Origin of the sequence: Paraburkholderia kirstenboschensis (assembly GCF_032806925.1) — a bacterium.
GTDB lineage: Bacteria > Pseudomonadota > Gammaproteobacteria > Burkholderiales > Burkholderiaceae > Paraburkholderia > Paraburkholderia kirstenboschensis.
The window spans coordinates 880,649-893,479 of sequence record NZ_CP136513.1; the positions used below are offsets into that span (position 1 = coordinate 880,649).

The 12,831-nt window shown below is 63.7% G+C and carries 16 protein-coding genes and 1 tRNA gene; 7 read left to right on the forward strand and 10 right to left on the reverse strand.

The genetic code is table 11. The annotated features are described in order from the left end of the window. Positions 1–25: 25 nt before the first annotated feature. Positions 26–1,003 (forward strand): Gfo/Idh/MocA family protein, encoded by a 978-nt coding sequence (locus RW095_RS26535; RefSeq protein ID WP_317022692.1) that lies wholly within the window; start codon positions 26–28, stop codon positions 1,001–1,003. 188 nt (positions 1,004–1,191) lie between these two features. Here the strand turns inward: RW095_RS26535 and RW095_RS26540 are convergent, their stop codons facing one another. From RW095_RS26540 to RW095_RS26570, 7 genes are all read right to left on the reverse strand, one after another. Continuing rightward, positions 1,192–1,851: an amino acid ABC transporter permease gene (locus RW095_RS26540; RefSeq protein ID WP_317021802.1), complete on the reverse strand. Its 660-nt coding sequence runs from the start codon at positions 1,849–1,851 to the stop codon at positions 1,192–1,194. 113 nt (positions 1,852–1,964) lie between these two features. Continuing rightward, positions 1,965–2,759 carry a cystine ABC transporter substrate-binding protein gene (locus RW095_RS26545; protein ID WP_317021803.1) on the reverse strand — a complete coding sequence of 265 codons (795 nt, stop codon included), beginning with the start codon at positions 2,757–2,759 and terminating at the stop codon, positions 1,965–1,967. A 163-nt stretch (positions 2,760–2,922) separates the two neighbouring features. Then, positions 2,923–3,945: a quinone-dependent dihydroorotate dehydrogenase gene (locus RW095_RS26550; protein ID WP_317021804.1), complete on the reverse strand. Its 1,023-nt coding sequence runs from the start codon at positions 3,943–3,945 to the stop codon at positions 2,923–2,925. A 95-nt stretch (positions 3,946–4,040) separates the two neighbouring features. Continuing rightward, on the reverse strand, positions 4,041–4,862 hold the full coding sequence (locus RW095_RS26555; protein ID WP_317021805.1) for an arginyltransferase: 822 nt from the start codon (positions 4,860–4,862) through the stop codon (positions 4,041–4,043). A gap of 139 nt (positions 4,863–5,001) precedes the next feature. Then, on the reverse strand, positions 5,002–5,739 hold the full coding sequence (gene aat / locus RW095_RS26560; RefSeq protein ID WP_317021806.1) for a leucyl/phenylalanyl-tRNA--protein transferase: 738 nt from the start codon (positions 5,737–5,739) through the stop codon (positions 5,002–5,004). A gap of 9 nt (positions 5,740–5,748) precedes the next feature. After that, positions 5,749–6,294 carry an NUDIX hydrolase gene (locus RW095_RS26565; RefSeq protein ID WP_128594904.1) on the reverse strand — a complete coding sequence of 182 codons (546 nt, stop codon included), beginning with the start codon at positions 6,292–6,294 and terminating at the stop codon, positions 5,749–5,751. A 273-nt stretch (positions 6,295–6,567) separates the two neighbouring features. Beyond that, positions 6,568–6,644, reverse strand: a tRNA-Met gene (locus RW095_RS26570). Positions 6,645–6,964: 320 nt separating this feature from the next. Here RW095_RS26570 and RW095_RS26575 point away from each other — a divergent pair. Together RW095_RS26575 and RW095_RS26580 are read left to right on the forward strand one after the other, a co-directional pair. Continuing rightward, positions 6,965–7,462, forward strand: a complete 498-nt coding sequence (locus RW095_RS26575) for a heme-degrading domain-containing protein (RefSeq protein WP_128588426.1) — start codon at positions 6,965–6,967, stop codon at positions 7,460–7,462. A gap of 10 nt (positions 7,463–7,472) precedes the next feature. After that, on the forward strand, positions 7,473–7,805 hold the full coding sequence (locus RW095_RS26580; protein ID WP_394365218.1) for a DMT family transporter: 333 nt from the start codon (positions 7,473–7,475) through the stop codon (positions 7,803–7,805). 88 nt (positions 7,806–7,893) lie between these two features. On the opposite strand, the gene RW095_RS26585 is transcribed toward RW095_RS26580, so the two are convergent. Both RW095_RS26585 and RW095_RS26590 read right to left on the reverse strand, forming a co-directional pair. Continuing rightward, a complete protein-coding gene (locus tag RW095_RS26585; protein ID WP_128588424.1) occupies positions 7,894–8,274 on the reverse strand; it encodes a hypothetical protein in 381 nt (126 codons plus the stop codon). 44 nt (positions 8,275–8,318) lie between these two features. After that, complete coding sequence (locus RW095_RS26590) at positions 8,319–8,510, reverse strand: hypothetical protein (RefSeq protein WP_317021808.1); 192 nt, start codon at positions 8,508–8,510, stop codon at positions 8,319–8,321. Between the two features lie 162 nt (positions 8,511–8,672). On the opposite strand from RW095_RS26590, the gene RW095_RS26595 reads away from it, so the two are divergent. Next, positions 8,673–8,957, forward strand: a complete 285-nt coding sequence (locus RW095_RS26595; RefSeq protein WP_317021809.1) for a hypothetical protein — start codon at positions 8,673–8,675, stop codon at positions 8,955–8,957. Between the two features lie 205 nt (positions 8,958–9,162). After that, positions 9,163–9,447 (forward strand): DUF1488 family protein, encoded by a 285-nt coding sequence (locus RW095_RS26600; protein WP_128594908.1) that lies wholly within the window; start codon positions 9,163–9,165, stop codon positions 9,445–9,447. Here the strand turns inward: RW095_RS26600 and RW095_RS26605 are convergent. Next, the gene (locus RW095_RS26605; protein ID WP_317021810.1) at positions 9,407–10,405 is read right to left on the reverse strand and encodes an NAD-dependent epimerase/dehydratase family protein; all 999 of its coding nucleotides are present in this window, start codon (positions 10,403–10,405) and stop codon (positions 9,407–9,409) included. The genes RW095_RS26600 and RW095_RS26605 overlap by 41 nt on opposite strands. Before the next feature lie 136 nt (positions 10,406–10,541). Here RW095_RS26605 and RW095_RS26610 point away from each other — a divergent pair, with 136 nt between their 5' ends. Further along, positions 10,542–11,480 (forward strand): TetR/AcrR family transcriptional regulator, encoded by a 939-nt coding sequence (locus tag RW095_RS26610; RefSeq protein WP_317021811.1) that lies wholly within the window; start codon positions 10,542–10,544, stop codon positions 11,478–11,480. A gap of 160 nt (positions 11,481–11,640) precedes the next feature. Next, positions 11,641–12,771: an enoyl-CoA hydratase/isomerase family protein gene (locus tag RW095_RS26615; protein WP_317021812.1), complete on the forward strand. Its 1,131-nt coding sequence runs from the start codon at positions 11,641–11,643 to the stop codon at positions 12,769–12,771. Positions 12,772–12,831 lie beyond the last annotated feature (60 nt).

Sequence of the window (12,831 nt, forward strand, 5' to 3'; positions counted from 1 at the left end):
CGCCGCCACAAACTCAACGCAAGCAATCCCATCGGACGGCACGATCCATTGGGGAATCGTCGGTACGGGCCGCATTGCGCGCCGGTTCGCTCAAGGCCTCGCCCATGTGCCCAACGCGCGCCTCGCGGCGTTGTGGTCGCGACGCGCAGAGCCGGCGCAGGCTTTCGCCGACGAATTCGGCGGCCGGCTTTGCGCGAGCTTCGATGCGCTGCTCGCCAGCGGGATCGACGCGCTCTATATCGCCACCGTTCAGGACAGCCACGCCGATTACGCGATCGCGGCACTGCGAGCCGGCCTGCACGTGCTATGCGAAAAGCCCGCCGCGATCAACAGGTCGCAACTCGAGCGCGTGCAGGACGCCGCGCGCCGCGCCCAGCGCCTCTTCATGGAAGCGATGAAGCCGCCGTTTTATCCGTTGTACAGAAAGTTGCAGGCGCATCTAAAGGACGATCCGATTGGCGAAATCGGACTCGTGCGGGCCGGCTGTTCGGTGCCAGGCGTGCCCGACGATCACCCGTCGCTGTCGTTCGAGCATGCGGGCGGCGCGCTGCTCGATATCGGCATCTACGAGATGTTTCTCGCCGTCGACTGGCTCGGCGCGCCGCTCGACGTGCAAACGCTCGGGCGCCTCGGTGCGACCGGCGTCGATACGTTCGCGAGCCTGAACAGCCAGCATGAGCGCGGCATCGCGCAGCTCTTCTGCGGACTCGATCTGCACGGCAAGGGCGACGCGCTGCTGATGGCGAAAAGCGGGCACGTGACGATTCACGAGCCGTGGTGGAACCCGTCGCGTGCGACGATCCGCTACGCCGACGGTCGCGTGATCGAACTCGACGAACCATTCGAAGGCGGTGGCCTGAACTACGAGACCGCGCATTTCTGCGAGCTGATCCGCGCGGGACGGCTCGAGAGTCCGCTAATGCCGCACAGCAAGTCTTTGCAGATGATCGCGATGGCTGATGCCGCGCGCGCGGCGTTAGGGCTTAGGTTTGCGGGCGAGTGACGCGAATCGCCCCATGCGGCCAGTACGATTTGCGGCATTACGCGCTGCGATTCGGGCGTTTCGGCGCGCCGCAGGACCAGGCCGCGCCACTTGCGAGCCGCTAGCCGACGTGGATTCGGCTAGCGGCGGCTCAGTCTCTAGCACAGGCTCCGGCCGCGCGCTCGGTGTTGAATGCCCGCCGCCAGCGCTCAGTGCCTGGAGGGCAGCGCGAGCCGCCGTTCATACCAGCGCTGCAGCAGTTCGAGTATCTGGCACAGCACCCAGTAGACGGCCGCTGCCGCCAGATAGAGCGGCAATGGCTGGTACGTCGACGCGATGATTTCCTGCGCACTACGCAGCAGTTCGGTCACCGTAATCACGGAGACCAACGAAGTATCCTTGATCAGGCTGATCAAGCTGTTCGACAGACTCGGCACCGCAATACGCAAGGCTTGCGGCGCGATCACGTAGCGCAGCGTCTGGCGCCGCGAGAGTCCGAGGCTGTAGGCGGCGAGCCATTGTCCCCGGTGAATGCCGAGGATCGCGCCGCGCATGCTTTCCGACAGATACGCGGCCACGTTTGCCGACAGCGCGATCACGCCGGCCGGCGTCGGGTCGAGCGAAATGCCGAAGCTCGGCAAGCCGTAGTAGATCACGAAGATCTGCACGAGCAACGGCGTGCCGCGCATCACGCTCACGTAAATGCGCGCGATCCAGTTCAATGTGCGGCTGTGGCTCACGCCCATTAGCGCGAGCACGGCGCCTGCAATCAGGCCGAAGAACATCGACAGAACTGCAAACTTGACCGTCAGGACAGCGCCCTGCGCGAGCACAGGAAGCGATTGAACGAGCAGGGAAGTGGTGGACATGAGCGGTGCTCGGGTTGGCGCGCGAGACGCACATCGCCCAGGCTGGGCGCGTGCTGCAAAAGTGCGAAGGGCGGCATTCCGGGGATGCCGCCCTTCGTTTCATCCGAAGCCGGTTACTTGATCGGCTTGCTCACGTCGATGCCGAACCACTTGTCCGAGATCTTCGCGAAGGTGCCGTCTGCTTCGAGCTGCGTCATCGCGTCGTCGATTGCCTTGGCGAACTTCGGGTTGTTCTTTTTGAACGGAATGCCCGACGGGTTGCCCGCGCCGACATTCGCGCCGGTGCGCAGCGGCAACTGCGAGTTCTTCAACAGATAGGCGAGCATCAGACGGTCGTTGAGCGCCGCGTCGAGACGGCCAGCCGCCAGATCGCGCAGATATTCGGGCGCGCCCGGGTACGTCTTCACGTCGATGCCGGGCACCGACTTCGCCATGTCCATGTAGTTGGTGCCAAGGCCGACGCCGAGCTTCTTGCCCTTCAGATCGTCGAGCGACTTGAACTGGCGCGTGTCGTCCTTACGCTGGATCAATTGGGCCGCCGAGTACGTATAAGCGGGCGAGAAATCTAGCGCCTGCTTGCGCGCATCCGTAATGCCGACCTGGTTGACGATCACGTCGAACTTGCCGGCCTGGAGACCCGCAATGATGCCGCTCCATTCGGTCGTGACGAATTCGGGCTTGACGCCGAGCTTCGCCGCCACTGCTTTGGCGATGTCGACGTCATAGCCGACGAGTTCGCCCGACGGCGCTTTCGAATCGAACGGAGGGAATGTGCCTTCCAGACCGATGCGCAGCGCGCCGCGCTGCTTGACCTGGTCCAGCAGGTCGTCGGCATGGGCCGTGACCGCGGTGAACGAAGCGCCGATCAGAGCGGCGACGAAAACTTTCTTCAACAACCCGAGTTGCATTGTGTTCCTTTTTGTTCGTATGTCGTTTTAGCGGACGAAAGCTTAACAAAGCAGAATGCCGAACGCTAAATACCGTTTGTTCATGTCTGTATTACCCGGTCGCCGCGAGCCTGAGTCCGCGTGCCGCTTGGGACCGCGACTGCCACTGCGACTGCCCGTGCAGTCAGCGAAGCGCCTGCACGCATTCGGCGACGAGCGCCGGTCCCCGATAGATGAAGCCCGTATAAAGCTGAACGAGCGAGGCGCCGGCAGCGAGCTTCGCGCGGGCATCGTCGCCGGAAAAGATCCCGCCCACGCCGATGATCGGTACTGCCTCACCGACTTCGGCGCGCAGCTTGCGGATCACTTCGTTCGACGCGTCGAACACCGGCTTGCCCGACAGGCCGCCCGCTTCGTCGCCGTATTGCATGCCCGCGACGGCGGTGCGCGACAGCGTGGTATTGGTCGCGATCACGCCTTCGAAGCGGTGGCGCAACAGCGTGTCGGCGATCGACTTGATCTGCTCGTCGTCGAGATCAGGCGCGATCTTCAACGCGAGCGGCACCAGCTTGCCGTGCATGTCGGCAAGACGTTGCTGCTTGTCCTTGAGCGCCGCGAGCAGCGCGTCGAGTTCGCCCGCGCCTTGCAACTGGCGCAGATTCTTCGTATTCGGCGACGAGATGTTGACCGTCACGTAGCTCGCGAACGGATAGACGCGTTCGAGGCAATACAGGTAGTCTTCAGCGGCGCGCTCGATCGGCGTGTCGGCGTTCTTGCCGATGTTCAGGCCGAGAATGCCGCGATAGCGCGCGGCCTGCACGTTTTTCACGAACTGGTCGACGCCCGCATTGTTGAAGCCCATGCGGTTGATCACGGCATTCGCCTGGGGCAGACGGAACATGCGCGGCCGCGGATTGCCGGGCTGCGCGCGCGGCGTGACCGTGCCCACTTCGATGAAGCCGAAGCCGAGCGCGGCGAGCCCGTCGATAGACGCGCCGTCCTTGTCGAGCCCTGCTGCAAGCCCCACGGGATTGCGGAACGTCAGCCCCATCACCGTGCGCGGCGCGTCAGGCACGCGCGCGGCGAGCGCGCCGGCGAGGCCGGTGCGGCCGGCGGCGCCGAGCACACGCAAGGTCAGGTGATGAGCGTCTTCCGCGTCCATGCGAAAGAGTTGGGCGCGTATGAGCGGATAGAGGGAACTGAACACAGGACGAAGCCGGGCGGCCAAAAAATGGGAACCCGCTATTTTACCGGCTTTGCGCTATCAATGAGATAGGGCGGGGCAGGAGTGGCGCTCGCTACTTAAGGCCGCAGCGGCCCGCGTTTGCCCTGCGACGCCGCGCCGACCGTCGCGAGATCCACGCCTGCGGGATCGAGCACGCGCCATACGCCGTCGATCAGACCTTCGAGCGGCCTGAAATTGGCCTTGTAGGCCATCTTCGGACTCTCGCGGATCCAGTACCCGAGGTACACATACGGCAACTTCAGGCTGCGCGCCTGCTCGATCTGCCAGTAGATGTTGTACGTGCCGAAACTCGTATGCGGCAGTCCCGGCTCGAAGAACGTGTACACGGACGAGAGCCCGTCGCCGAGAATGTCGATCATGCTGATCATGCGCAGAAGGCCGGGCGATTCGGGTTTGTCCGGCAGCGCTTCACGGAATTCGACGAGCCGCGAGTTGATCCGGCTTTGCAGCAGAAACTGTTCGTACTGGTCGCGGCTGTCGCGGTCCATGCCGCCGCCCGCATGTCGCGCCGACTGATAGCGCATATAGAGCGCGTAGTGTTCCTCGTCGTAGTGAAGCGGCGCGACCGTGGCGATCATGTCGCCATGCTTTTTCCAGACGCGCCGTTGCGTGCGGTTCGGCTCGAACCGGTCGACGGGCACGCGCACCGGCACGCATGCGCGGCAACCGTCGCAATAGGGCCGATATGTGAACACACCCGAGCGCCGGAAGCCCGCCTTGACGAGGTCCGTATAGACGTCCGAGTTGATGAGGTGACTGGGCGTCGCGACTTGCGAGCGCGCGATACGCCCGTCGAGATAACTGCAGGGATAAGGCGCCGTTGCATAAAATTGCAGCGCCGAAAGCGGAGAAAGAGGCAGCTCGTTAGGATGAGTCACGTTGGCAGCTCTCGAAGCATCTCTGGTAATGCAAACCCGGCGCGCGTTGCAACTTGTCTTGCAGATCGTGTTGCAGCTCATTTTGCAGCACTTGATCCGCGCGTTTCATTGAACGGATCCGGATTCGGCCTGATTCTTCCTACGCCGCTCGCGCGAGCACATCGAGCAACACGGTCTTGTCGAAGCGCCAGGGAATGCGCGGTGCGTCGACAGACGCGCGAACATGCGCGATGAACGCTTTGCGCGCTATCTCGCGACCGCCGAGCGACGCCAGATGCGACGTGTTCTGCTGGCAGTCTATCATTTCTACTTCGTGACGGCGCAAGTGCCCGACAAGCGCGGCCAGCGCCATTTTCGAGGCATCCGTGACGTTGGCGAACATGGATTCGCCGAAGAACATCTTGCCGAACGAGACACCGTACAAGCCGCCCACGCGCTCGCCTTCGAACCATGTTTCGATGCTGTGCGCGTCCCCCACGCGATGCAGCGACGAATAGGCGTCGACTACGTCCGCGGTGATCCACGTGCCGCGCTGGCCGCGCCGCGGCGCCTCTGCGCAGGCGCGCATCACGGCTGCGAAGTCGTGGTCGACGCGGATTTCCCATGCGTCGTCGCGCAACACGCGCTTGAGCGTTTTACGCAGCGACGGCGACACCTTGAACTCGGCGGGGCGCAGGATCATGCGCGGGTCGGGGCTCCACCACAACACGGGCTGGCCGTCCGAATACCACGGGAAGATACCGTGACGATACGCGTCGATAAGGCGTGACGGCAGCAGATCGCCGCTCGCGGCGAGCAGGCCCGGAGCGCCGCTTGCCGCGCCGAGCGCGCGCTCGACGGGCGGAAACGGTTCGTCGGGTCCGAGCCAGGGAACCATGCGCGCCGCTCAGCCTTCGCGCAGCGAGCGGAAGATGTCGCCCGTATGCAGGCCGAAGCTGCCGGCCGCGCGGTCGGCGAAAAAGAAGCGCAGCGTTTGTCCGACGGTGGGAAACGCAATCTCGTCCCACGGAATGTCGCTTTCTTCGAAGAGCTTCACTTCGAGACTCTCCTCGCCCGCGGCAATGTCCAGATCGAGGAGGCGCGCCATGTAGAAAAGATGCACCTGATGCACATGCGGCACGTTCAGCAGCGAGAAGAGATTCTGCACCTCGACGCGCGCGCCGGCTTCTTCGAGCGTTTCGCGGGAAGCGGCTTCGGCCGTGGTCTCGCCCATTTCCATGAAGCCTGCGGGCAGCGTCCAGTAGCCGTAGCGCGGTTCGATTGCGCGGCGGCATAGCAGCACCTTGTCGTCCCAGACCGGAACGGTGCCCACGACGTTGCGCGGATTCTGATAGTGCACCGTGCCGCAATTGCCGCATACGAAGCGCTCGCGGTTGTCGCCCGGCGGAATGCTCAGGCTGACGCCGTGGCCGCAGACAGAACAGAATTTCATAGGAAAGGCACGAGAAAGGGTGCTAGGAGTTTATCACTGGGGCGGCGTTTTACCGTGCGCGGTGATGGTGACGCGTGATGGAGGCGGTGCCGGCAAGCGGGCGGTGTGAAGGGGCGCGGGTGCGCTTATGGGTGTGCTTATGCGTGCGCTTGACGACGCGGCTCATATGCATCGACTCATGCCAGGACTATCGACGCGAAAAGACTGCTGCGCAAACAAAAAAGGCCTGCCGGTTTGGCAAGCCTTCAATGTTGTTTTCGACGTTCCAGCTTTTGGTTGCGGGGGTAGGATTTGAACCTACGACCTTCGGGTTATGAGCCCGACGAGCTGCCAGACTGCTCCACCCCGCGTCCGTCGAAGAAAAGAGTATAGACCAAACCGGGAGGCGATGCAATAGTCGATGCGGTAGTCGTTTAACAAGCGGACTCCCGCTCGCAGTTCCCGGCAATTACTCGCGCTCGCCGAACGGCTTCCTGCAAAACGTCGCGCGATGCGTGGGCGGCGTCGCATCGCGCAAGGCCGCTGCAAGACGCTGCGCTAGAATCGGAGTCTCCCGGCGCGCGTCACGCGATTTGCGTGGAAATCACTACAACTCCACGCCGACTCCACGCCGAGTCGGTCGCGAATGCACGACGACGAGCCCGCACTCACACCTTGCCCCCGGAACTTCATGGACATCGCTCACGACCTGCAGATCATTGCCGCTCAGGAACACGCGCTCGTGTTCCCCCAATTCGATGCTGACCGCGCATGGCAAATCGGTGCCTATCTGCACGAGGTCGCGAAGGCACGCGGCATCGCTGCCGCCATCGACGTGCGCACGTTTGGTCAGCCTCTGTTCTTCAGCCTGCTCGACGGCGCGACGCCGGACAACGTCGATTGGGCACGCCGCAAGGGCAACACGGTCGCGCATTTCCGGCGCAGCTCGTATGCGATCGGCCTGAAAATGCAGCAGGCCGGCAGCACGCTCGCGGACAAGCACGGCCTGCCCGCTACCGAATATGCATCGCACGGCGGCGCGTTCCCGTTGACGGTCTCGGGTGCGGGCGTGATCGGTTCGATCACGGTGTCCGGCTTGCCGCAGCGTGCCGATCATGAGTTCGTGGTGGAAGCCCTCTGCGCGCACCTCGGTCACGACTACAGCAAGCTCGCGCTTGCAAAGGCCTGAACCGATGCGGGTGCCGCCTTATGCATGGCTCGGCATCGCGATCGTGGCCGAGGTGATTGCCACGTCCGCCATGCGGGCGTCGGACGGTTTCTCGCGGCTCGTGCCGTCGGCGGTGGTGGTCCTCGGATATGGCGTCGCCTTTTACTGCCTGTCGCTGACGCTCAGGAGCATTCCGGTCGGCATCGTCTACGCCGTGTGGTCGGGCGCGGGCATCGTGCTGATTACGCTCGTCGCGCTTCTGCTCTATGGGCAGGTGCCCGATGTGCCGGCCGTCATCGGGCTCGGGCTGATCGTTTCCGGAGTCGCTGTGCTGAACATGTTCTCGAAGATGCAGGCGCATTGAAGCGCGAGCCCGACGCACCGCCTGGGCTCTGGCTGCATCCGTTGTGCATGCGTTCGGGCTTTGCTGCGCTTGCCGGCGATGTCGGCTCTTACTTGCAGCGTACGATCATCGAGCGGCTCTTGACGTTGGCCGACACGACGTTCGTCACGCTGCCGCCCGCGGTCCCGCCTTCGTCGTTGTCTTTCGACACGATGTCATAGCCTGTCGCGCCGCACGCCTTGCCCGCCTGCACATAGCATGAGGCCCAGCTCGAACCGGCGTCGGCGCCGCTGCAATTGACCGCGAAGCCGGTCTGGCCGTTCGGCAGATTGATGAGCGATGTCGTGTTGGACGACGCGCAGCCTGCCAGGCCCGCGCCCAGCGCAACTGTTACTGGCAATGCGAGAAGAAGGGACGTGTGGCGCAGCAGAGCCCGCGCGTTGCCACGCGGCGAATGACTTCGGCCCGGCCATTGCGTCATGAAATGCATCGTGATTCTTTCCTTTGATGTGTTGGCTTGCCACGCGCGCAAGCTCAGGGCGTTTCGACAGTAATGCCCGCCGCGCTGACGAGGCGGCGGCTTTCGACACCGCTTTCAGTGGCCGCGTCTTCCCAGATGCTGATGGCTTTCGCGATGTCGATGTCATGGCTTTCGGCATACGCAAACCATCGATTCGCCGCATCCGGCTCGGGCAGTTCGTGATCGTGCAGAAAATATTTTCCCATATTGCGCTCGCTGAACTCGAAATGGAGGCACTGCAGCAGCACGGAGCGTGCCGTCGAACCGGTTCGACCTGTACGGATCCGACAAGTGCAACTCTCAAAACGTGCAGAACTTATTCGATCGCCGCGCGCCTTACCTCATCTATCGCAACGAGGAGAACGAACATGGCTGAACGGGTCAGCGGCCCTTACCGCGGCTATTACATCAGTGCCGCCGCGCGCCTCGTGCCGGCGGCCGGCGCCCAAGGCAACAACGGCACCGGTGGCACGGGCGGCACCTACGTCGGCTCGGTCAGCCTGGCCGAGCTTGGTCCGGACGATGCACACCGGATGGAGACGCTGCTCGATCTCGGCGATCAGCAACGGTTTGGCAGCGAAGAAGAGGCGCTCGCCTATGTTGAACAGGCCGCGCGCGATTACGTCGACCGTCTGTTGGGAGGCAAGTCATGAACGTCGAACGTCTGCTCCGAGGCAAGTCATGAGGGCGCCTGGCAAGCAAGCCCGCACTGCAACCCCTGCCGACGCTCCTCGCGATTCCGGCGCCGCGGCGGGGTGGACCGCGGTCCGGCCGCGCGAGTACCATATTCGGGTCGTCCGGGGCCGGCCGGTTCTCGCGGGCTCCGGTTGTGTGCCGGATACTTCTGATGAGGCGACCATGGAAATCAGGTTTCCCGCGGGCGCGCCAGCCTACCGCGATTCCAATCTGACCGTTGTCTTTCCCGCGCTGGTGGACGGTGAACCCGTGCCGTGCGCAATCTCCGTCGAGGCGCTAGAAGATCACTTCGGCGCACACTCCGAAGACCTGGAAGGCTGGATGCGCGCATTCGACGCCGGACGTCCGCGCATAGAAGCCGTGGCGCGCGAGCATTTGCAGATCAGCAACGGCACACCTGTGCTGCTCAAGAGCGGGCACTTTCCGCCGGGGGATGCGGCTCGCTAGAGAAAGAAGAACCGCGCGCGACGGCCATGCACTGGCGGATACCTTCTTCGTAAGACGTCTTCGCGATCGGACCGATCAGCTTCGTCAATGCGGAGTCGTCGAGCACGACCGGTTCGGTCATCAGGTAGTTCATCTCGACCAGCTCACGCATCAGCGGATTGAAGAGGCCGAGCACGCGCAGCATCGTCTTTCCGGCCATCATCAGCCTGGGTTGGCCGCCCGCGAGTGCATAAGCCTGTCGTGCCACTTCGCGCTGCGTGATGGTGCCCGCGCCGGCAAGGTGCCACCAACGCCCGTACGCTTCTGGCGTGCGCGTAAGCTTCTCGACCACGGCTCCGATATCCGGCAGATAAATGAATTCATGCGGCACATCCAAGGGGCCGACCATCTGCGCGCGCTTTCCATTTGCGGCAGCTTCGAATACGCCGTTGAGCAGACTGCGCTCGATGCCCGGGCCGTAGAAATCGGGTAGCCGCAGAACCAGCGTCGACAGTCCGTTTTTTCCATGCGCCTGCAGCACCAGATTTTCCTGGGCGAGCCGCATTTTCCCTTTGAACGTGTGCGGCTCGCGAGGATGGTCCTCACCGATCGGATTGCCGCGCGCACGACCGTATGGATACACGGTGCCGATCAGAACGAAGCGTTCCACGGCCGCTGCCGTGATGCCTGCGAGCGTTTTCTGCATCAGCGGCGGATGTTCGGCGAAGCGGTCGTAGGGCACGCCGACCAGATAGACGACGCTCTGCAGCCCCTGCGCTGCAGCGCTGATCGAAGCCGGATCGTCCGGATTCCACGTGACGATCTCCGCGTGCGGATCGTGGCCGAAAGCGGCAACCAACGCTTCCCGCGAGCGGCCCACGACACGGTAGTCGCGACCCGCCGCGCCAAGCGATGCCGCGATGATCCGGCCGGCGGCGCCGGCGGCTCCGAACAGGCCGACCTTTCCTTCGTTGTGCATGACGGTACCTTTCTTGTGACGCGGCGAGCCCGGATGCACGCCATGTGTTGAGCTGTCAAAACTTTGTGAACAGTGTTCAGTGAACGGTGTTCAGTTTAATTTGACTTTTCAGTTTGTCAACCGGAAAATGCCCTGCATGGGAATCGCTGAAAGAAAGAATCGGGAGAAGCAGGCGTTGCGGGAACGCATCCTCGGGGCCGCACGACATATCGTGATGCGTGAAGGCTTTGCGGCTCTATCAATGCGCAAGATCGCGGAAGCGATCGAGTATTCGCCCGCCGCGCTGTATTTGCATTTCGCGAGCCGCGACGAAATTGCTCGGGCGCTGTGCGCCGAAGGCTATGCGCAGTTGCTGAAGACCTTCGAGCCGCTCGCGGGGATTGCCGACCCAGGTGAACGGCTCAAGGCTATGGGGCGCGCTTATGTCGCCTTTGGCGTCGCTCATCGGGAAACGTACCGGCTGATCTTCATGGAAGATCCGAGCTATACGGGCGCGGCGCTCGGCGCCAAGGCAGCCGCAGCGGCGCCCGGTCCGTCAGTCGTGGGCAAGGCGCAAACGCGCGTTCAGGCGGTGCAGTCCGGCACGGAAGACGACCCGGGCGCCGCGGCCTTGCAATTCATGATTTCCGCGCTAAACGAGCTGAAAGCGGCGGGGCGCCTTGCTGCATCGGTGGATGCGAGGGCGTGGGCCGACGCTTTCTGGGCGACGCTGCATGGCATCGTCGCGCTCCATCTGGCGTGTCCGGTCTTTCCGTCGGCGCCGCTCGACACCGTCGTGGGAATCGCATTGGACACCTGGCTTGGGGCGGGCGGTGTTGCTGCGGATGCAGATCCGGATGGCATCGCAGGCTCCAATGCTAACGCGGCGGTCTCGCGCAGGAAGAGGGCCGGTGCCACGGGCGCGGAAGGCTCGTCGCAAGTCGATGCGCAAGTCAAGGCGCAATCCAAGGCGCAATCCGAGACGCAATCCGAGACGCAGTCCGAGACGCAATCCGAGACGCAGTCCGAGACGCAGGGCGGTTCGGACGCAGAACCTACGCCTACCCGGCGTCGCTCAGCCAGGAAGACGCGGTAGACAGCGGGTCAGCGCCTACCTTTGGGACGTCCCCACCCGAACTCGCGCGAGGCCGCAAGCGCTCGCCTCGTCCCCCACCTTGCACCTCAAAGGGGCCCCGAGTCGCGGGCCGTGATAACGTTGCGTTTCCATGTCTTTGCGCCGCCGTGCGTTGTCTCCCATGTCTCTTTTCGCCTCGCCCGCAGCTAGCGACGAAGTCGCGACTTACGTAGCCAACCGCATCGGTTTCATCGAGCTTGAAAGGCCGAAGGCGCTCAACGCGCTGTCGATCGACATGATCCGCACGATGCATGCCGCGCTCGACGACTGGCGCGAAAATCCCGATGTGCTTGCGGTCGTCGTGCGCAGCCAGCATCCTCGCGCGTTCTGCGCGGGCGGCGATATCCGTTTCCTGTACGAGTCGGCGAAACGCGGCGAGCACGAAGCGCGCGACGCGTTTTTCATCGAGGAATACCGCCTCAATCACGCAATCTTCACTTACCCGAAGCCCTACATCGCGTTGACGAACGGCGTGGTGATGGGCGGCGGCATGGGCATCTCGCAGGGCGCGCATCGTACCGGCGGCCTGCGCGTCGTGACCCAGTCGACAAAGATGGCGATGCCGGAAACGCGCATTGGCCTCTTCCCGGATGTCGGCGCGAGCTGGTTTCTCGCGCGTACGCCCGGCGCGATTGGCCGCTATCTCGCGGTGACGGGCGAAGCGATAGGTGCCGCCGACGCGTTGTACGCCGGCCTCGCCGATCTCTATATGGACGACGCCGCGCTGCCCGCGCTCATCGACACCTTGCGCAGCGAACTGTTCGAGCGCGGCGCGGACGTGGTTGCGTGCGTCGAGCGAGAGAGCCGCGCCTATCAGGTCGCGCCGCAGCCGAAGGAGTCGTCGCTTGCTCGCGCGCGGCGGTTGATCGACCGGCATTTTGCGCTGCCCGACGTGCCCCGCATTCTCGCCTCGCTTCAGCAGAAGTGCGATCGCGACACCGCCGATTGGGCCGAGCAGACCATCGCCGTGCTGCGGGAGCGTTCACCGCTATCTATGGCCGTTTCGCTGGAGGTAGTGACGCGCGCGGAAGGCTCGATGTCGGAAGTGCTGCGCGGCGATCTCGATCTCACGCGTTCGAGTTTCCTGCAAGGCGACGCGGTGGAAGGGATTCGCGCGCGCATTATCGACAAGGACAACGCGCCGCACTGGCGCTTCGCACGCATTGAAGACGTGAGCGCCGCCGATGTCGCGAAAATGTTCGAAAGCCCATGGCCGGCCAGCGAACATCCGCTGCGGGATCTGCACGGTTAAGGCGCATGCGGCCCACACGATCGAAACGCCGCTTGTCGAGTCGGGCCATCTGAACCGCCG